The 20,671-nt window shown below is 63.0% G+C and carries 13 protein-coding genes; 3 read left to right on the top strand and 10 right to left on the bottom strand.

Annotation, left to right across the window (positions count from 1 at the left end):
* Positions 1-394: 394 nt before the first annotated feature.
* Positions 395-4,681 carry a DEAD/DEAH box helicase gene (locus IF103_RS05305; RefSeq protein ID WP_202675918.1) on the bottom strand — a complete coding sequence of 1,429 codons (4,287 nt, stop codon included), beginning with the start codon at positions 4,679-4,681 and terminating at the stop codon, positions 395-397.
* A 160-nt stretch (positions 4,682-4,841) separates the two neighbouring features.
* Between IF103_RS05305 and IF103_RS05310 the strand changes: the two genes are divergently transcribed.
* Positions 4,842-5,255, top strand: coding sequence for an NUDIX hydrolase (locus tag IF103_RS05310; RefSeq protein ID WP_023379001.1), 414 nt, complete (start codon positions 4,842-4,844; stop codon positions 5,253-5,255).
* On the opposite strand, the gene metR is transcribed toward IF103_RS05310, so the two are convergent.
* Complete coding sequence (metR, locus tag IF103_RS05315) at positions 5,239-6,156, bottom strand: transcriptional regulator MetR (RefSeq protein ID WP_023379002.1); 918 nt, start codon at positions 6,154-6,156, stop codon at positions 5,239-5,241. The two genes, IF103_RS05310 and metR, sit on opposite strands and share 17 nt — an antisense overlap.
* Positions 6,157-6,353: 197 nt before the next feature.
* On the opposite strand from metR, the gene IF103_RS05320 reads away from it, so the two are divergent.
* Positions 6,354-7,349 (top strand): alpha/beta fold hydrolase, encoded by a 996-nt coding sequence (locus IF103_RS05320; RefSeq protein WP_023379003.1) that lies wholly within the window; start codon positions 6,354-6,356, stop codon positions 7,347-7,349.
* Positions 7,350-7,370: 21 nt separating this feature from the next.
* Here the strand turns inward: IF103_RS05320 and IF103_RS05325 are convergent, their stop codons facing one another.
* From IF103_RS05325 to IF103_RS05355, 7 genes are all read right to left on the bottom strand, one after another.
* Positions 7,371-7,706 carry a GlpM family protein gene (locus IF103_RS05325; protein ID WP_023379004.1) on the bottom strand — a complete coding sequence of 112 codons (336 nt, stop codon included), beginning with the start codon at positions 7,704-7,706 and terminating at the stop codon, positions 7,371-7,373.
* 25 nt (positions 7,707-7,731) lie between these two features.
* Positions 7,732-9,009, bottom strand: coding sequence for a two-component response regulator AauR (aauR, locus tag IF103_RS05330; RefSeq protein ID WP_238346503.1), 1,278 nt, complete (start codon positions 9,007-9,009; stop codon positions 7,732-7,734).
* A 47-nt stretch (positions 9,010-9,056) separates the two neighbouring features.
* On the bottom strand, positions 9,057-10,961 hold the full coding sequence (gene aauS / locus IF103_RS05335; RefSeq protein WP_023379006.1) for a two-component sensor histidine kinase AauS: 1,905 nt from the start codon (positions 10,959-10,961) through the stop codon (positions 9,057-9,059).
* Positions 10,962-11,033: 72 nt separating this feature from the next.
* Positions 11,034-11,768 (bottom strand): amino acid ABC transporter ATP-binding protein, encoded by a 735-nt coding sequence (locus IF103_RS05340; RefSeq protein WP_023379007.1) that lies wholly within the window; start codon positions 11,766-11,768, stop codon positions 11,034-11,036.
* Positions 11,765-12,436 carry an amino acid ABC transporter permease gene (locus IF103_RS05345; RefSeq protein WP_023379008.1) on the bottom strand — a complete coding sequence of 224 codons (672 nt, stop codon included), beginning with the start codon at positions 12,434-12,436 and terminating at the stop codon, positions 11,765-11,767. The genes IF103_RS05340 and IF103_RS05345 overlap by 4 nt, the downstream gene beginning before the upstream one ends.
* Entirely contained in the window at positions 12,437-13,183 is a 747-nt protein-coding gene (locus tag IF103_RS05350) for an amino acid ABC transporter permease (protein ID WP_023379010.1), read from the bottom strand.
* A gap of 132 nt (positions 13,184-13,315) precedes the next feature.
* The gene (locus tag IF103_RS05355) at positions 13,316-14,233 is read right to left on the bottom strand and encodes a glutamate/aspartate ABC transporter substrate-binding protein (protein ID WP_023379012.1); all 918 of its coding nucleotides are present in this window, start codon (positions 14,231-14,233) and stop codon (positions 13,316-13,318) included.
* Between the two features lie 335 nt (positions 14,234-14,568).
* Between IF103_RS05355 and IF103_RS05360 the strand changes: the two genes are divergently transcribed.
* Positions 14,569-18,960, top strand: a complete 4,392-nt coding sequence (locus IF103_RS05360) for an NEL-type E3 ubiquitin ligase domain-containing protein (RefSeq protein ID WP_202675919.1) — start codon at positions 14,569-14,571, stop codon at positions 18,958-18,960.
* A 54-nt stretch (positions 18,961-19,014) separates the two neighbouring features.
* Here IF103_RS05360 and glpD read toward each other — a convergent pair whose 3' ends face one another.
* A complete protein-coding gene (glpD, locus tag IF103_RS05365; protein WP_023379015.1) occupies positions 19,015-20,550 on the bottom strand; it encodes a glycerol-3-phosphate dehydrogenase in 1,536 nt (511 codons plus the stop codon).
* Between the last annotated feature and the right edge of the window lie 121 nt (positions 20,551-20,671).

Here is a 20,671-nt window from a genome sequence, read left to right on the forward strand (position 1 = left end):
GCGGCACCGAGGTCTTCGCGCAGCAGGGTTTCCAGCGGGGCGATGGCGATCTGGACCTCGCGCTCGGACAGCGCGGATCCGGGGGAACCTTGGGGCATTTGGCAGGCCTTCCTAGCCGGGGGATTACCCCGGGAAATCCGAGAAGGCCAAAGGGTATGAGTGGGGTTACCTGACTAGATGCCAGGCAAATTCGACCTGTACTGTAGGGAAGATCGACTTGCACCCATCAGTGCGTGTGTATCAATCTCGGCGGTCGCGCGCGTCTGCCACTGACGTGACTGGCCAAAAACAAACGTAGGAGCGAGCCTTGCTCGCGATGCGCCGCGCGGGCGGCGCTCGATCTCCTAGGCGCAGAAACCTCATCCTGGTGCCCGTAGCCCCCCCTGAATCCCAGTCAACCCCCACCCATGTCACGCAACAGCTTCTGCTTCCAAACCGCCTGCTCCCCTGCTACCCCCTCCACCAGGTAGCTATAACGCCCAGCCACCCGCGCCGCCACCGGCACGCCATCGCGATAAAGTAGACGGTTACCCGCGACCGCGGGCACTTTCACCCCAGGAAGCAACGTCCCGATCAGGTTCAGCGGGTCGCTGGCGCTGATGACGATCAGCGACCCATCCAGTGCTCTACGCCTTACCTGGCGCAGCAAACCGATCGCTTCCGGCAAGGCGAATTGCTCACCCGCCAGCCCGGCAATGAAGCGTCCCCCCCGAATCTCCCCTCGCGCCTCCAGCCGGTGATAGCAACGCAGCAGTTCACGCCAGGGCGGCAGCACATCGCTTTCCCGCTCCAGCAGCCGCCAGCAGATCACCCCATAGCGGCGCAGCAGCGCGCGGGCGACGTGTTCTGTACGCTGGCCTTCGTCCACCGGGCCACTGCCTCTGCGCAGCAACGCCCAACGTCCGGCATGGGCCATGCTGCTGGATAGCGGTGAGTGGCCGCGGCGGCTGTTGCGCGATGCGCGTTTCGCCGCCGGAGTGATAAGGCTGCGCAACCCGGTGAAGCTGTCGGCGCTTACCAGTCCGGCTCCCACCAGCTCCTGCAAGGCAGCTTCCAGCTCGCTGGGCAGCAGATGGGCCTCCACGACCAGTTCGTCGAAGAACAGTGCACCCTGCGCGCGCAGCGCCTCCAAGACCCGTTGCGCCCGCCCGCCCAGTGCTTGCGCTGCAGGCTCGGGGGCCAAGCTGCGCCACAGGTTCATGTGCTCGCGTGGCAGCAGGACCAATGGCGTACTGGACAAGGTGTTGCTCGCCGTTGTCGTGGCCAGTCGGCTCCAGGCGAACTGCCCGCTGCGACAGGCATCGTCGAGCCAGTGCGGGCTGTAATCCTTGATCCGTGCAGGTAGCAGCTCTGCTTCCCATGCCCCGGCAGCGCTGGGGAAACCTTGCAGTTGGGCCAGCACATGGGCCACGGCCTGCGGGCCGCGCAGGCGTTCATCCGCTGCCAGGTGCTGCCAGTCGAACAGAAAACGCATGAAGTCCTGCAAACTGACCGGCTCGATCTCCCGACGCAGGCGTTTGACCGTGTAACGATGGATGCGCGCAAGCAGGTGCCGCTCACACCACTGCGGTTCGTCCACCCCAGGAGTGAAGTGGCCGCGCAATACGTAGCCCTCTCTTTCCAGGCGGGCTAGCGCCTGCTCGACGTCAACAGGGCGCTGGCCCAGCGGCGCGGCGATCTGGGCCACGGTCTGCGGCCCGTAGCCACTCAGGCGGGCACGTAGCAGCTCGCTCAATGCGTTGTCCGGGTCGATGCCCTGGTCGAAGCCCGGCAGCACGTCCAGCGCCGGCTCCAGGGGGGATGCCGGATAGAGCGCCCGCAACAGGCTCAGGCGCTCACGCGCCAGCCAGAGTTTCGCTGCGGTCAGGCGCATGGCTCGTCCGGCCTTGGCGAGCTGGCGCAGCAGCAAATCCCAGCTGGGGTTGGCCTGGACCTCTTCATGGCCGATGGCGCCCAGGCTCATCAAGGCTTCATGCATCTCGTCGGCATTGCCCGGTCGTGGCCATGCCTCGTCCTGTACGCTGACGATCGCATCGGCGTCCAGCGCGCCGAGGTCATCGCGGCTGTTCACCGCGTTCCAGCGCCGGTTGAGCACCGCCTGGGTGCGCCGCTCTTCCAGCGGGGCATCGTCGAGGAAGGCATACGGCCTGGCATTGAGAATCGCCGAGGCCAGCGGCGAGGGGGTCGGCAGGTCACGGCTGAGCAAGCGTACCTCGCCGCTTTCGATGCGTCGCAGCAAGGCCAACCAACCTTCGCTGTCCATGGCCTCATGCAGGCAATCGTCGAGGGTTTGCTCTACCAGCGGGTGATCGGGTATCTGCCGCTCGCCGACGATGTTCTCCAGGCAAGCGAGCTGGTCGGGAAACACCGAGGCAATCAGGTCTTCACTTTTCATCCGCTGGATCTGAGGGGCTACCTTGCGGCCGCCGACAAAGCGCGGCAGGGCCAGGGCCACCGATGCTGTCCAGCGCCAGCGCACGCCGAACAAAGGGGCATCGAGCAAAGCCTGGACCAGCATGTGTTCGGCGCTGCGGCTGGACAGGTAACGCCATACGTCGTCGAGCTCGAAGCTGTGGCTGGTGGACAGCGACAGCACGATAGCGTCTTCGCTGGCCGCTGCCTGCAACTCGAAATTGAAGGTGCGGCAGAAACGCTTGCGCAGGGCCAGGCCCCAGGCGCGGTTGATCCGGCTCCCGTAAGGCGCGTGGATGATCAATTGGGTGCCGCCCGACTCGTCGAAGAAACGCTCCATCACCAGGGTCTGCTGCGAAGGCAGGGCGCCCAGCACCTGACGGGTACGGCCCAGGTAGTCGAGTAGCTGGCTGGCGCAGGCTTCGTCCAGTTCGAAGGTGGACTGCAGCCATTGCAGCACTGGCGGGAAATCGCCACCACTCATTGCCAGGCGTTCGTCGACCCGGGCTTGCAGGCGGGCAACCGCGGCAGACAACTCATCGCTGCGGCCCGGCGCCTCGCCGAGCCAGAATGGAATGGTCGGTGGCAGGCCATGGGCGTCTTCGACACGTACTCGCCCAGGTTCGACCCGCAGAATGCGGTAAGAGGCATTGCCTAACTGGAAGATGTCGCCAGCGATGCTCTCGACGGCGAAGTCTTCGTTGACGCTACCGATGTTCAGCGCCTGAGGTTCGAGCAGCACCGCATAGTCGGCGGTTTCGGGGATGGTGCCGCCACTGGTCAGCGCGGTGAGCTGGCTGCCCCGGCGCCCGCGCACCGTGCCACTGACCGCGTCGCGGTGCAGATAGGCGCTGCGCACGCCCTGTCGGCCGTTGTAGCCATCGGCGAGCATGCGCAACAGTGCTTGGTAATGGCCCTCGTCGAGTTCGGCGTAGGGCGTGGCTTTGCGCAGCATGTCGAACAGCGCGGACTCCGCCCAGGGCTGGTTGCTCACTTCCGCGACGATCTGCTGGGCGAGTACGTCCAGGGGCGCTTTGGGGACTCGCAGTTCATCCAGGTCTCCCCGGCGCACGCCGTCGAGCAGGGCCACGCACTCGATCAGCTCGTCCCGTGACGTGGGAAACAGCCGCCCCTTGGGCACGCCATCGACCTGGTGCCCGGATCGGCCGACGCGCTGCAGGAAGGCGGCGATCGAGCCGGGTGAGGCGATCTGGCACACCAGATCGACGTCGCCGATGTCGATGCCCAGCTCCAGCGAGGCGGTGGCCACCAGCACTTGCAGATCGCCGGCCTTGAGCCGTTGTTCGGCGGCCAGGCGATACTCCTTGGCCAGGCTACCGTGGTGCGCGGCCACCGCATCGTTGCCCAGGCGCTCGCCGAGGTGACGGGTCAGGCGCTCGGCCAGGCGCCGTGTGTTGACGAAGATCAGCGTGGTGCGGTGTTCGCGGGCCAGTTTGGCGAGACGATCGTAGACCAGGCCCCAGGCATCGGTGGACATCACCGCCTCCAGGGGAACCGGTGGTACCTCCAGTGCCAGGTCACGCTGGCGTACGTGGCCGACATCGACGATCGCACAGGGGCGCCCATGCCCGACCAGAAACTGCGCCACCCGCTCGACCGGTCGCTGGGTCGCCGACAAGCCGATCCGCCGCAGCGGTCGCCCGGCCAGCGCCTCCAGTCGCTCCAACGTCAATGCCAGGTGGCTGCCGCGCTTGTTGTCGGCCAAGGCGTGGATTTCATCGACGATCACCGTGTGCACACTGGCCAGGCCTGCGCGGCCCGAGGCCGAGCCCATCAGAATGTACAGCGACTCGGGTGTGGTCACCAGAATGTGCGGCGCCAGCTTGCGCATGGCGGTGCGTTCTTTCTGCGGGGTATCGCCGGTGCGCACGGCGGTGGTGATACGCGGTGCCTTCAGGCCTTGCTCTTCCAGGACTTTGGCGATGCCTTCGAGCGGTGCCTGCAGGTTCAGCTGGATGTCATTGGACAGGGCCTTGAGTGGCGAGACGTAGACGATCTGGGTGTGAGCGGGCAGCGCGCCATCTCGGTCAAGGCCGTCGCGAAAAAGCTCGTCGAGTACGGCCAGGAAGGCACTCAAGGTCTTGCCCGAGCCGGTCGGTGCGGCGAGCAACATCGACCGTCCGGCATGAATCAGCGGCCAGGCTTGAGCCTGGGCATCGGTGACCGTGGCGAAACGGCGGCGGAACCAGGTGCCGACGGCGGGATGGAACAGCTTGAGCACCGGGTGCTGGTGGGCTGGCAGGTTCATGTGTTGGTTATGGAGGGTTAGCGTCGGGTTGGCAAGGGGCCGTTCGTCGTTGATCTTCTGTAGACTGTAGCGCCCCAATCGTCGGCAAGTTGGCTCCTGCGGGTTTGGCAGGGGCTGGCGATCAGGCCCTCCTATGCATTTATTTTCAGCGAGCCCTTCAATGTCCAACACCATCCGCATCGCCGCCGCCCTGCTGATCGACCCGCAAGGCCGTACCCTGTTGGTACGCAAACGGGGAACCCAGGCCTTCATGCAGCCTGGCGGCAAGATCGACGCGGGCGAGTCGCCGGCCCAAGCCCTGGTGCGCGAGCTGCATGAAGAGCTGGGCCTGCGCGTCGATCCCGACGCCGCTGTGCACCTGGGCCGCTTCAGCGCTCCGGCTGCCAACGAGCCTGGATTCGAAGTGCAGGCCGAACTGTTCCGCGTCGACTGCGCCGAGGCTGTGGCCCCGGCGGCGGAAATCGAAGAAGTGATTTGGCTCTCGGCAGAGGAGGCCACGGCGCTTGACCTGGCTCCGCTGACCCGCGACCTGATCCTGCCGCTGTGGCGCGACGGCCTCAACGCACCGCGCTGACCCCATCGAGGGTGGCGAACGAAGTGTCCTTGGCGGTCAGCAGGAAATCGCGCATGTACGGCGCATCGAGCATGTCGGTGCGCACCGCTGCGTAGAGCGTGGCGAACAGGCCTTTCTCGCCCAGGCGCTTGCCCTTCACATAGCCCCGCGAACTGTATTCGTGCAGCGCCCAGTGGGGCATGCCGCACACCCCACGGCCGCTGGCCACCAACTGCATCATCATGACCGTCAGCTCGGACGTGCGAACAGCCGCCGGCTCGATGTCGGCCGGTTCGAGGAAGCGGGTGAAGATGTCCAGGCGGTCGCGCTCGACCGGGTAGGTGATCAGCGTCTGGTCGATCAAGTCCTGGGGCACGATGTACGGCTTGCTGGCCAGCGGATGCTGGTTGGCCACGGCGAGCATGGCCTCGTAGGTAAACAGCGGTACGTAGGTGATACCGGCCAGGTCCACCGGGTCGGATGTCACCACCAGGTCCAGGTCGCCACGGGCCAGTGCCGGCAAAGGGGCAAAGGCAAAGCCCGAGGCCAGGTCCAGCTCCACCTCCGGCCAAGCGTCGCGGAACTGGTCGATGGTCGGCATCAGCCACTGGAAGCAGCTGTGGCATTCGATGGCCATGTGCAGGCGCCCAGCGGTACCGCCGGCCAGGCGGGCGATATCGCGTTCGGCGCCGCGCAGCAAGGGTAGGGTGGCGTCGGCCAGTTGCAGCAGGCGCAGACCGGCGCTGGTGAAGCGAATGGGTTTGGTCTTGCGCACGAACAGCGGCATGCCCAGGCGCTCCTCCAGTTCCTTGAACTGGTGCGACAGCGCCGATTGGGTCAGGTGGAGGCGTTCGGCGGCCTCCACCAGGCTATCGGCCTCGCGCAGGGCATGAAGGGTTTTCAGGTGGCGGATCTCCAGCACGGCTGACTCCGAGGGTGAAACTGGGTTGAGAAGGGATTCAGTTGAGTTTCCCTCATGTTGCCCCTGGCTGTCGACTGGCCTTTGGTACTGACCGCTCAGCAGGGTTCATCAAACTGTCACCGAACTGTGGCAGCGCGCCCGAACAGATTTCATCAGACTCACGCTCTACTGGGGATATGCATTCTGGTGTTTCTTTCATGCGGGCCTTCTTGTTCTTTTTGTGCTTCGTTTTCAGCGTACCGACTACCTTTGCCACCGGGCGCTGCGATGCCCAGGTACCGGTGCAACGGGCTGAGATCGGTGAGTTGAGCCTGGTGTACCAGAGCGTCGGCGCGCCCAGGGACCCGGCTTTGCTGCTGGTGATGGGCCTAGGTGGGCAGTTGATTCATTGGCCCGACGATGTGGTGCAAGCGTTGTGTCGCCAAGGGTTTCGGGTCATTCGCTACGACAACCGCGATGTTGGCCTGTCGCGCTGGAACCAGTTGCCACCCTCGGCCAACCTGACGGTCGAGTTGCTGCGTTACAAGTTTGGCTTGCCGGTGGCCGCGCCTTACACCCTGACCGACATGGCGCGTGATGGCTTGCGGCTGATGGATACACTGGGGATAGGGGATTTCCATGTGCTGGGGGTGAGCATGGGCGGCATGATCGCCCAGCACATGGCGGCCATGGCGCCAGAGCGGGTTCGTAGCCTGACACTGGTGATGTCCAGCTCCGGTGCCGCAGGCTTGCCGGCACCGAACCCTGCCTTGGTCCAGCTGCTGGCCCGTCGCAGTGCGCCGAACCGGCAAGTGGCCATCGAGCAGCAGGCGGACTTGCTGGCTGCGCTGGGCAGCCCCGAAGTCCAGGATGATCGGGCGGTGTTGTTGCAGCAGGCCGCGGCCGCCTATGACCGGGCGTTCAATCCTGAAGGGGCGAAGCGCCAGATCATGGCGATTCTCGCTGAGCCAAGTCGGGTCGAGTTGCTCAACCAACTGCGGGTGCCAACGCTGGTGGTGCATGGCACCGCCGACCCGCTGTTGCCGGTGATGCATGGTGTGCATCTGGCAGCGCACATTCAGGGCAGCCAGTTACGGCTGATACCGGGGTTGGCGCATCGGTTCCAGGAGCCGTTCAAGGCGCCGTTGCTGGGGGCGGTTCTACCCTACCTGCAGTCGCAACGCGAAGGTGTCACGCACATTGCCGGGCTTTGAACCGCAGGCACGCGGGTTCCCTCAGTGCATCCGCACCCAAACCGTCACCAGCACCGTTGCCGCCATCAACCAGGCCACAGTCGCCAGCGCCAGCGATGCTTCAAGGCGCATCCGGTCTACCAGTACGTACAAGGCCGCCAGGTAGACGAAGTAGGGAATGATCGACCACATTCCGAACAGGATCGTGGTCTTCAGGTCCTCGACACCACGCCCTTTGCCCACGATGTAGTGGGCGATCAGGGCGAAGGTGGGAAACAACGGCACCAGCCCGGCGATGTAGTAGTTGCGGGTCTTTGAAAGAATGGCCAGCAGAACGACGACCCCAGCGCCCAGGGCCGCTTTGAATACCAAGTCCACGTCGTATATCCAGATCAGGTTGAATTCAGCCGAGGCCGTACTTTTTCACTTTGTCGAACAGTGTCGTCTTGGCCATGCCCAGTTCCTGGCTGGCCTGGCTGAGGTTGCCGCCAGTGCGCTGAAGGGCATCGCTGAGCAGGTTGCGCTCGAATGCCTCGACGGCCTCGGAGAACCCCAGGCCCTGGGCGGCGCCACCACTGCTGCTTTTCTTGAACGCTGGCAGGCCCAGCGCATAGCGCTCGGCAACGTTGCGTAGCTCACGCACGTTGCCTGGCCAGTCATGGGCCATCAGGCGCGAGAGGGTCTGGCTGTCGAGCGTGGGGACGTCGCGGTCGAAGCGTAATGCAGACTGCTGCAGGAAGTGTTCGAACAACTGCAGGATGTCTTCGCGACGCTCACGCAGTGGCGGCAGTTCCAGGGTGACCACGTTCAAGCGGTAATACAGGTCGCTGCGGAATTGGCCGCTCTGACCCAGCGCGTCGAGGTCGGACTTGGTCGCGGCGATCACCCGGCAGTCTACCGGGATGCTCTGGTTCGAGCCCAGGCGTTCCAGTGTGCGTTCCTGCAGGACACGCAGCAGTTTTATCTGCAGGTTGATCGGCATGCTTTCGACTTCGTCAAGGAACAGCGTGCCGCCATTGGCATGCTCGATCTTGCCGATGCGGCGCTTGCCGGCGCCGGTGAAGGCATTGGCTTCGTGGCCGAAAATCTCGCTTTCGAAGAGGTTTTCCGGAAGGCCGCCGCAGTTCAAGGCAACGAATGGTTGGCCGTGGCGGCGGCTGAAATCGTGCAGGCAACGGGCGACCAGCTCCTTGCCGGTACCGGTCTCGCCTTCGATCAGCACGTTGGCCGAAGTGTCGGCGACATTGGCGATCAGCTCGCGCAGGTGCTCCATGGCCGGTGAACGGCCGATGATGCGTCCCTCCAGGCTACTTTGACTCGCCAACTGGCGGCGCAGGGCCACTACCTCGCGCGACAGGCCGCGTTGCTCCAGGGCCCGGCGTACCACATCGACCAATCGTTCTGGCGAGAAGGGCTTTTCCATGAAGTCGTAGGCACCGTTGCGCATTGCGCCCACCGCCATGTCGATGTCGCCGTGGCCAGTGATCAGCACCACGGGCAGGCTGCGGTCGCGGGCCTTGAGCCGGTTCAGCAATTCCAGGCCGTCGATGCCCGGCAGGCGGATATCGCTGACGACGATGCCAGCGAAGTCATCGCCAATACGTTCCAGTGCTTGTTCGGCACTGCCGACGCCTTCGCAGGCGATATCTTCCAGGGCCAGTGCCTGTTGGCAGCCGAGCAGCACATGCGGGTCGTCTTCGACGATCAGGACAGTGAGAGGTGCTTGGTTCATGGGTGCTCTGCCGATTCGCTAGGGGGCGTGGCCAGGGGCAGGGCCAGCACGAAGGCAGTCCCGCCGCTGGCGGGGTGCTCGACGCTCAGGGTGCCCTTGGCGGCGGCGGCAAGGCTCGCCGACAGGGTCAACCCCAGGCCCAGGCCATGTTCGCCCGGTTTTGTGGTGAAGAAAGGTTCGAACAGGTGCTTGCGTGTTTCGGGGTCAATGCCATGGCCATTATCGCGTACTCGCAGCCGGTACTTGTCGTCCTGCAGTTCGCCTTCCAACCAGAGTTCCGGATGCGGTTGGCTGGCCATGGCATCAAGGGCGTTGCCGATCAGGTTGACCAGAATCTGCTCGAGACGGGTCTGGTCGATGGCCAACTGCTGGTCATCGAACTGGCTGTGCAGTCGCAGCTGGCAGCCGGCGATGCGGTTGCCCAGCACCTGCAGGCAGGCTTCCACGGCCTTGGCCAGCGAAGCCTGGCCGCGGTCGTCGCCACGGCGGGCGAACGAGCGCAGGCTGGCGGTGATGCGGCCCATGCGGTCGATCAGGTCGTTCATGGTACGCAAATTGGTGCTGGCGGTCTCCAGCGCACCGCGTTCGAGGAAGCGCACGGTATTGCCTGACAACGTGCGCAGTGCCGCCAGCGGCTGATTCAGTTCGTGGGCGATGCTGGTCGACATTTGCCCGATGGCCGCCAGCTTGCCGGCCTGGACCAGTTCGTCCTGGGCATGGCGAAGCGTCTGTTCCGCGTGGCGACGTTCGCGGATCTGTCCTTTGAGCCGCTCGTTGCTGGCCCGCAGGTCGGCGGTACGGTCGGCGATGCGCCGCTCAAGCTGGCTGTTGGCCTCTTCCAGGGCTTCACGGGCAGCCAGACGGGTGGCGATCACCTTGCGCCGCTCGTTCCAGGCGATCCCCAGAATCGCCAGCAGGGCGAAAGCCACCGCCACCAGGACGCCTTGCACCATGGACTCACGGCGCAGGTCCTGCAGCGGGGTCAGCAGGGTGAAGTGCCAGGGCGTGTCGACCAGTCGGCGGGTCTGGGCCAGGTAGGCCACTTCGTGGACTTTGCCGTGGGCGGTTTCGCTGTTGGCCGGGAAGGTCAGTTTCTCCACGCCATCGGCCAGTGTTTCGCGGGCCAGGGGTTGCAGCTCGTTAAGCGGCCACCAGTAGTACTGCAGGCTGCGCGCCAGGCGCTCCTTGATTTGTGGCGTCAGCGGACGAACCGACTTCAGCCGCCGGGCCGGATCGCTGGACAGGATGATGATGCCGTTCTCATCGCTGACGAAGGCTTCGAGTCGCGCGCGCTGCCAGCGCTCTTCGAGGGTATCCAGGCGCACCTTGATGACGGCCACGCCTATGATCTTGCCGTGCTCTTCCAGGCCATGGGCCAGGTAGTAGCCGGCTTCCCCAGTCGTGCTGCCGATGCCGTAGAAGCGCCCCGGTTCACCGCGCACGGCATCCTGGAAATACGCCCGGAACGACAGGTCTTCGCCGAGGAACGAATCGGCATCGCGCCAGTTGCTGGTAGCCTGCACCCGGCCATTGGTGTCGAGCACGAAGATCGCCCGGCTGCGGCTGCGTCGGTTCAGGCCTTCAAGGTATTCGTTGACGGTCTGACGGTATTCGCCATCCGGGTCGGTGAGCAGCTTCGAGACGCTGTCTTCCAGTTCGAGCAGGCTCGGTAGGTAGGTGTACTTGCTGATTTCGCTCTCTACTGTGCGCGCATGCAGTTCCAGCTGACGCTCGCCATTTTCGCTGAGGCTACGGATGCCGTTGCTCTCGCTGATCAGATAGCCAGCCAGGCCCAGGCCGATCATCAGCAGGATGACCAGGGGTGGCAGCAGCAGTTGGCGGATCAGGCGGGATTTCACGGCAGGCTTGGCAGGGAGAAGAAGCGAAGGATCGCATTTCATCACAGTGGCCTTGTCACGACCAGCACCCGCTGCCCGGAGGCAGCGGTGCAGGCCGGCTTGTTTGGCGCAGGATCAGTGTTGCAGGATCTTGCTGAGGAAGTGCTGAGTCCGTTCGTGGCGGGCGCCTGGGTCGCCGAAGAAGTCTTCCTTCTGGCAGTCCTCGATGATGCTGCCCTTGTCCATGAAGATCACCCGGTTGGCTACCTTGCGAGCGAAGCCCATTTCGTGGGTGACGCACATCATGGTCATGCCTTCGTGAGCCAGTTCGACCATGACGTCGAGCACTTCGTTGACCATTTCAGGGTCCAGTGCCGAGGTCGGTTCGTCGAACAGCATGACGATCGGGTCCATCGACAGCGCACGGGCGATCGCCACACGCTGCTGCTGGCCACCGGACAACTGGCCAGGGTGCTTCTTGGCGTGTGCGCCCAGACCTACTCGGTCGAGCAGCGCCAGGCCTTTCTTGGTGGCTTCGGCTTCGCTGCGGCCAAGCACCTTGCGCTGGGCGATGGTCAGGTTCTCGGTGATGGTCAGATGCGGGAACAGCTCGAAGTGCTGGAACACCATGCCCACCCGCGAGCGCAGTTTCGGCAGGTTGGTTTTCGGGTCGGCGATGGAGGTGCCGTCGACCACGATGTCTCCTTTCTGGAACGGCTCAAGGGCGTTGACGCACTTGATCAGGGTGGATTTGCCCGAGCCCGACGGGCCGCAGACCACCACCACTTCACCTTTCTTGACCTCGGTGCTGCAGTCGGTCAGCACCTGGAAGTCCCCGTACCACTTGTTGACGTTCTTGATGGAAATCATACGGTGATCCTTTTTTGCAGGCGCTTGACCAGCCACGAAGCGGAGAAGCTGATGAGGAAGTACACGACACCGGCGAAGATCAGGAACTCATGGGAGCGCCCGATGATGTCGCCGTTGGAGCGTGCCGAGTTGAGGAAGTCGACCAGACCCACGGTGTACACAAGCGAGGTGTCCTGGAACAGGATGATGCTCTGTTGCAGCAGCAGCGGGGTCATCTTGCGAAACGCCTGGGGCAGGATGATCAGGCGCATGGTCTGGCCATAGGTCATGCCCAATGCTTGCGCGGCGCCCATCTGGCCCTTGGAGATCGACTGCACGCCGGCCCGCACGATCTCGCAGAAATAGGCGGCCTCGAACATCATGAACGCGACCACGCAGGAGGTGAAGGCACCCACCGGGGTGTCCTCGCCGGTGATCCAGCGCAGCACGAACGGTACCGCCAGGTAGAACCAGGTGATCACCAGCAGCAGCGGGATCGAGCGGAAGTAGTTGACGTAGGCGCCAGCCAGGTTCGAGAGCAGCTTGTTCGACGACAGGCGCATCAAGGCCAGGATGGTACCGAGCACGATACCGCCGACCACGCCCATGACCATCAGCTTGAGGGTCATCAGCATGCCTTCCCAGAGGGCAGGCAGGGCCGGGATGATTTCGCTGAAATCCATGTCCATTTACTTGCCTCCCACGGAAATCAGGCCAGGCACCGCGACTTTCTTCTCGACCATGCGCATCAGCAGCATCAAGCCCATGTTCAAGGTGAAGTAGATCAGGGTGGCCAGGGTGAACGCCTCGAACAGGTTGGCGGAAAACTCGGCGGTCTGCTTGGTCTGCGCCAGCAGCTCCATCAGGCCGATCAGCGATGCCACCGACGAGTTCTTGAATACGTTGAGGAACTCGGAGGTGAGCGGCGGAATGATGATCCGGTAAGCCTGGGGCAGCAGCACGTTGTTGTAGATCTGCGGCAGGCTGAAGCCCATGGCGCGAGCGGCGGCCTCCTGGCCACGCGGCAGCGCCTGGATGCCGGTACGTACCTGCTCGCAGACACGCGCGGCGGTGAACAGGCCCAGGCAGATGACCACGCTGATCAGCGCCGAAGTGGTCGGGTTGAGGTCTTGCTTGAACCATTCCTGCAGGCCTTCAGGCAGCAGGTCCGGTACCAGGAAGTACCAGATGAACAGCTGCACCAGCAGCGGCACGTTGCGGAACAGCTCCACATAGGCGGTGGCGATGCCGGATACCAGGCGGTTCGGCACGGTACGCATGACGCCGAGCACCGAGCCCAGCAGCAATGCGATGATCCAGGCGGAGATGGCGATGGCGATGGTCCAGCCCAGGCCGGTGATGTACCAGTCCAGATAGGTTTCGCTGCCCACGCCGGTGGACTTGAAGAATACGCCCCAGTCCCAGTTGTAATTCATCGGGATTTCCCCTCAGACGGTTGTTTCACGGGCACCTTCGAGCATCCAAGGGCGTTGAACGCCCTCGGATGAAAGGGTAGACACTTAACGGTGGCCCGCACGGCAAAAGTGCGGCGGGCCACTAACCGGGGATCAGGACTTCTTCTCGTCCGCCGCCTTGTCGGTCGGCTCGGCGATCAGTTTCTTCAGCTCGTCGCTCATCGGGAACTGCAGGTTCAGGCCTTTTGGCGGGATCGGCTGCTGGAACCACTTGTCGTAGCTCTTGTTGACTTCGCCCGACTTGAAGTAAGCCACGATGGCATCGTCGACCGCTTTCTTGAACGCGGCGTCATCCTTGCGCACCATGCAGCCGTAGATTTCGAATGACTGTGGCGTGCCGGTGATGACCCAGTCGGTCGGCTTGCGAGCCTTGGCCATTTCACCGGCCAGCAGAGCGTCGTCCATCATGAAGGCCACGGCGCGGCCGCTTTCGAGCATGTTGAAGGCTTCACCGTGGTCCTTGGCGGAAATCACGTTCATCTTCATCTGCTTGTCGGCGTTCATCGCCTTGAGGAGGCGTTCGGAGGTAGTACCGGCGGTGGTCACCACGTTCTTGCCGGCCAGGTCAGGGAAGTCCTTGTATGCCGGTTGACCGTCCTTGACCTTGGTCAGAAGGCGAGTGCCGACTTCGAAGATGCCCACCGAGAAGCCAACTTGCTGCTGGCGCTCGACGTTGTTGGTGGTGGAACCGCACTCCAGGTCGACGGTGCCGTTCTGCACCAGCGGGATACGGGTTTGGGAAGTGACGAGGTTGTAGCGGACCTTGATGTCGGTGCCCAGCTGTTTTTTCAGGGCCTCGACGACAGCCAGTTGGATGTCGTGGGAGTAACCCACGGGTTCCGGCTTGCCAGCCAGGTAGGAAAACGGAATCGACGAGTCGCGGTGACCCAGGGTGATGGTGCCCGAGTCCTTGATCTTCTTCAGGGTGCCGGTCAGCTCCTCGGCCATGACAGGCGAAGCGATGACTGCAGCCGCGATGGCGGCGCCCAGCAATTGACGAACGATACGCATCAAATTTTCCTCGACGTGTTTGTTTTTTTTATGGAGCCGTTGGCGGACTCTTCGTTCAACGAATACATCATCAAGTTGGTGTGCATTCGGCTACCAAGTGTAGAGCATGACTCGTGCCAAGCTGTTGTTCTTGTGTACAAGCCCCGAAAATTCAAGCCATTGCACGTTTCGGGGCCTGTTGCAGGAACGCCAATGTACGGACTTCCGAACGCGCGGCGAATTAGTGTTCGGTAATCCGAACGTGCGTTTAGCCTCAGGTGACTAGAACTAACTAATTAACACCTTGGGTATGACGGACGGGGGTTTCTTGTTTCCTTTTAACCGAGGAAGCAGACATGACCCCCTTGATAGAAGATGAAGGAGCGTCCCACTCCATCGATACCCTGATTGCCGCGCAGTTGCCGGCCTGGGCGAAGAATGCCTCCGTCGAGGCGCTGCGATCCCTGCGAGCGGCCTTGATCAGTGAGCAGCATAGCGCCGAACAGGTCAGGCTGTTGTTGGGCCGTGTTCCTGACCTGGCGGATTTCTGCGCGCCCCTGCTGGAGAAGGCCATTCTCAGGAAGCATGGCGTGCGGGTTAACGCCAGAACCGCGAAACTGTCCACGGTCGTACGCAAGACGGTGGCTTTCGTATTTCCCCACGTTCCGGTGGAAAGGGTCGTAAGGATGGGCTCGCTGCCTTTACTGGCTGCGGCGCTGCATAATTTTGCCGAGGACGAATTGCAGCACCGGTCTCGCATTCGACGAAGGCTGGAAACTCACACTGGCGCTGCGTTGCCTATTTCGTTCGTGCAGTTCGCCAGGCTGTGCCGTGAGCTGGATCTGGGCGGTCGCTATCAAGCTGCCCTGCGTGAGCTGCTGTTGCCCGCGGATGCTGAAGGTGATGCTTCGGGGCAAGCTCGACAGGCGGTTGAGCGTGTGCTGGAAGAGGCCCAGCGGACAGCCATGGAAGCAGCCGTGCGGCTTGCCACCCTCCAGGGGCAGCTCGACGAGCGCAGCTATCTGCAGATGCTCAGGGTGTTTTCGCCCAAGGCAATCGTACCGGCCGATACCCGCGTGCTCGTGATGCGTCAGCTGCTGTTGCTAGGCAAACGGGTACGAGGTGTGGTCGTCGTCGAAGCGCGGGATAGCGACGGCGGCGCCCTGAGAAACCTCATCGTCTGGGTACCGGGCGATCCTGTCAGGGCTGTGCAGTCATGCCGAAACTGGGAAGCGGTATACCAGCTTTTTGGACTGCGCTTGCGCGAGTCGAGCTATGCGCAGTTTTTCATGCGATTCATCACGGAACGCGATCGCATGGTGTTCTCGGCGAGCCTACGCCGTCTGCATGCCGATACCGCAAAAGGTGTCGCGCTGCAGTTGGATGGCCGGAACCTGCCAATCGACCAGCCCATCTTTGCCTATCTACGCGCCCAGCGCATCGAAAAGATTCTAGACGATGCCAGAGTCCTCGCGGTTCCCACCGGCGATGAAGACGCCGCGACGCGAAGCGCTCGGCTGGCCGCCTACGAGAGTACCGGCCTGACCCTTCTGGGTCTGGCTGGCCTGTTCGTACCGGTGCTGGGAGAGGTCATGCTGGGCGTTGCGGCTGTACAGATGGCCGATGAAGTGTACGAAGGCTACCAGGACTGGAAGTTGGGTGACCGTGAAGCGGCCATGGGGCATCTGTTCGCAGTGGCGGAAAACCTGGTGGTCGGCGCAGCGATTGGTGTTGGCGTCTCGGCAGCGGCTCAGGTGGTCAAACGCGTGGCTTTCGTCGATGAATTGGTGCCGGTCTGGTCGGGTGCCAAGCGCCTGAAACTCTGCTCGGGCGACATGCAGCCCTACCGGGTCGAGGCAAAGCAAGCGCACCTCGCCGGTCAGCCACCGGAGCCGTTGCCCTGGCCAGAGCACGCCTTTGAACTTGCGCATGCCGAGGATAAACAGGGCCTGGTGATCAAGCATCCGACGCGTGCCAGCGCCTATCGGCCGCAGATCGAACGCAATGGCAGTGGGGGCTGGCGCCATTCCCTGGAGCAGCCTCAGGAATGGGCCGGTGAAGTGCACCTGTTGCGAAGGTTGGCCGCCAACTTCATCGACTTGAGCGACGAACAAGCAAGGGCGCTGATCGACTGCACCGGCTTCGATGAGGCGCAGCTGCGCCGCTTGCATGTGGAAAACGCGCCTGCACCTGCGCGGCTTCAGGATGCGCTGGAACGCCACCGGTTGCACACCTTGTATCCGAAGGTGGCGGACGAAGTGTTCGAGTTACTGATTGCCCAGACCCAGGACGCAGAGGAGGTGGAGGACCGGGTATTGCGTCGAGACTTTCCCGGGTTGTCGGTGCGAGGCGCGAAGGAAATTCGCCGGCAAGCCGATGGACAGGATCTGGAGCAGCTTGCATCGACCGGGCGTGTGCCTTTGGCCGTGGCGGAAAGGGTACGCTGGTTCATCCGCGACAGCCGCCTTGATCGAGCCTGTGCCGGGCTCCGACAACCCCAGGCCCTCAACGCCGACAGCGAAAAACTGGCGCTTGGCTTGGTCCATGAACTGGCGCCATGGCCTGCGTCGCTCCGTGTCGAGTTGCGGGCATTCTTTTCCGAAGGACCACTGCTGAGCCACGTGGGTGCCGATACGGCAGAGGACGTCATCAGCATCATCAGCGACGAAAACGGTTACAGCGTGCAGGATCGGTCCCTCCATCCGCACGTTGCCGGATCAAGCACCGACAGCTTCATGCACGCATTGTTGCTGAGCATGGATGAAAGCCAGAAAAGCGTGTTGGGCGATGCCTCGCTCAACGAACAGCAACTGGTCGACATTCTGGCAGGCTGCGCCCGGGAGCGCCGCGACCTGGCTGCCAAGCTCATCGGGCTGGCGGATATCAGTGCCGGAGTCAGGCCGCCCGTTCGCTTCGCCGACGGTCGCCTCGGCTACCCGCTCAGCGGTCGCGGTGAGAGTCGCGGCCAGGCCAGCAGGCGCGGCATTAGGCAGATATTTCCGACCATCGACGACGTGGAGTTGCAGCAATACCTGCTGGGTCTGATTTCCGATGGCGTCGACCCCTGGACCCACTATCAATCGTTGCACGGCCAGTGGACGGCTCTGCGCCAGGCGCTGGTCAATTGGCGAGCCGAGTATGGTTCGATGCTCGACTTGTTGCGACGCAGCAGGGTGGCCAACACGATTCGGCGCTGCTGGCGTCGTAAACTGGGGCGGCGAGGCGATGGTACTTATGCATTGGAAGTCCGGGGCGAGCGGTTGAGCGAGTTGCCTGAATTGCCCCTTGGGATCATGTTCGAGCATGTTTCACGCCTGGCGCTGCGAAACATGGAGCTGACGGAAGTCGGCGCTGACTTCCTCGGTCACTTCCCCAATCTCAGGGAGCTCGACCTGCGCCACAATCGCTTGCTCGCGGTTCCGGCAGGTATCGAGCGGTTGATCGAGCTCCGCCTGTTGCGCCTGGACCATAATCATATCGTCCTGACGCCGGCAGACAGTCAGCGCCTGAACGCCTTGCTCAACCTGGAGCGGTTGGAAATCGGTTTCAATCCGCTGGGCAGCGTGCCTGAGGTCCGGCGGTTGCTGAATGTTCGCCAAGTAGGGCTGCGTGCTGCCCAGATAGCCGATGTGCCGGCGCAGATTCAGCAACTGCCTTGGCAGGGGATTGTCGACCTGCGGGAGAACCAGATCCGCCAGGTGCGTCAGGAGGTGCATGGAATGCGCATGCGTGTGCAGCAAATGGCGCTGCACGACAACCCGCTTGATGCCCCCAGCGAACGTTACCTGAATGAGTTGCGCACCCCTGCCTCTCCAGAACAAGTCGTCGCGCACAATCCTTATTACCGGCACCATCTGGTTCGTCAGGCCGAGTTGTCCGAATGGTTGGTTGGTTCGGCCGGTGCGCAACGAACCGAGCGCGAGGTGCTGTGGAGCAACCTTCGCAACGAGCCGGGGGCGGATGATTTCTTCAACTTCCTGGGCGATTTCTCGCGTTCGCCGGACTACCTCAAGCACCCCGCGTATTATCGGGCGCGGGCTTGGAACATTATCGAGGCCTGCGAGCAGGACAGCGAGCTGCGGGAAGTGTTGTTTGAGCAGGCCGGTGGCGTGGCGACCTGCGAAGATCGCTTGCTGTGGCTGTTCAGTGAAATGGAAGTACGCGTCCTGGTGCATCGGCAGACGGCGGGACTGTCGCAGATTCAGAGTGAGTCGGCCCTGATCAAACTGGGGCGTTCACTGTTCAGGCTGCAGGAAGTCAACAGAATTGCCGCCCGTAAGCTCGAGCGACTGCGCCTTACGTACGCAAACGAACCGGACGTCCTGGAACGCATCGACGATATCGAAACCTATCTTGCGTACCGAACTCGCTTGGCAGGCCCGCTCCAGCTACCGGGACAGCCTGTCCGTATGCACTATGAGTCCGAATCATTAGTGACCGCCGAGGACATCAACGTGGCCAGGGCTGAAGTGCTTTCGCTGGAAAACAACGAGACGCTGTCGCGCGCCTTGGCCGATCAGTCGTTTTGGCAAGCATTCCTGCGCGCCACCTATTACCGCAGTTTCAGGGAGCAGGTGGATGCCAGGCGGGCGGCGCTAGAGCTATTGGAGACGCAGGTGGAAAGCGGTGCGATCGACGAGCAAACTTACCTGGAACGCTGCGAAGAGCTCAAGGTCGACCTGCAAGTGCAAGAGCGGGTGCTGGTCCAACGCCTGACAGAGCAGGCCATTGCACGTTGGCCAGTTTGATGTGCCTGTGAAGCCCCCTTGCAGCGCTCGGCGCTGACAAGGGGGCGCTGGGGTTCATGCCGCTTGGGTAGCGTCTGGACGTTCAGTCTTGCGTAGGTAGTCGGCGAGCGCGTGTTGCTCGGCCTGCGTGGTGAACAGGCCAAGTTTGGTTCGACGCCACAGAATGTCCTCGGCGTCCACAGCCCATTCCTGGCTGCGCAGGTAATCGACTTCTCGACCGAACAACCCGCCGCCGATCGCCTGGCCCAGGTCATCCGGCCCTGTTACCCCTTCCAGCAATTGCCAGGTGCGGCTGCCATAGGTCACTGCCCAGCGTTTGGCGATATCCACTGGCAACCAGCCATGGCGGGCGAGTAGGGCATCGACCAGTGCTTGCACGCTGGTCATCTGCTCGCCACCAGGCAACGGCCCGCTGGCGGTCCAGCTGCCGCGCATCTGGCTGAAGAATGGCTTGAGTTCGGCCATGGCCGACTCGGCCAGCTTGCGGTAAGTGGTCAGCTTGCCGCCGAACACCGACAGCAGTGGCGCCTGGCCTTCGGCGCAGGACAATGCCAGGGTGTAGTCGCGGGTGACCGCCGACGGATTGTCCGATTCATCGTTGCACAGCGGGCGCACGCCCGAGTAGGTATGCAGGATGTCGGCGCGGCTAAGCTGATGATTGAAGTGCTGGTTGACCACATTGAGCAGGTAGTCGGTTTCCTGCTCGGTAATGGCAACCTTGGCCGGGTCGCCGCTGTACTCGCGGTCGGTGGTGCCGATCAGGGTAAAGCGGTCGAGATAAGGGATGCAGAACACGATGCGCTGATCTTCGTTCTGCAGGATGTAGGCATGTTCACCTTCGTACAGCCGCGGCACGATCAGATGGCTGCCCTGGATCAGGCGGATGCCGTACGGGGCATCCAGCTTGAGGTCATTCTTGATGAAACTGGCTACCCACGGCCCGGCGGCGTTGACCAGGGCGCGAGCGCGGAGGGTCTGCTGGCTGCCGTCGGCGTGTTGCAGCTCGACTTCCCACACGCCGTCGATACGCTCGGCGCGCAGGCAGCGGGTGCGGGTGCGGATGTGTGCGCCGTTCTCGCGCGCAGCCATGGCGTTGAGCACCACCAGGCGAGCGTCGTCCACGGCGCAATCGGCGTATTCGAAACCACGGGTGATGGAGGGTTTGAGCGGGTAGCCAGGTCCGAAGCGCAGGCTGCGCGAGGCGCCCAGGCGCTTGCGTTTGCCCAGGTGGTCATACAGGAACAGGCCGGCGCGGATCATCCAGGCCGGGCGCAGGTGCGGACGGTGGGGCAGCACGAAGCGCATTGGTTTGACGATGTGTGGGGCCTTGGCCAGCAGGACCTCGCGTTCGGCCAGTGCCTCACGCACCAGTCGGAACTCGTAGTGTTCCAGGTAGCGCAGGCCGCCGTGGATCAGCTTGCTGCTAGCTGAGGAGGTGTGTTGGGCCAAGTCGTCCTTCTCGCAAAGGAACACCTTGAGGCCGCGCCCGGCGGCGTCGGCAGCAATGCCTACGCCATTGATGCCGCCGCCGATCACGGCGAGGTCATAGCAGTCGGCGAGTGCGGGCTGGGACGGAACGGGTTGGGACACGGGCAAGGCCTCCTGAAGCTGCTCACATCGAATATGAACATTAATGTTCGTTTCCGAAAATACTAGCGCAACACAAAGCCGGTCGCCAGTCAGTCTTTATAGAAAAAACTGATCAGATGAC

Source organism: Pseudomonas sp. SK2, assembly GCF_016772395.1.
In the GTDB taxonomy this organism is placed as follows: domain Bacteria; phylum Pseudomonadota; class Gammaproteobacteria; order Pseudomonadales; family Pseudomonadaceae; genus Aquipseudomonas; species Aquipseudomonas taiwanensis.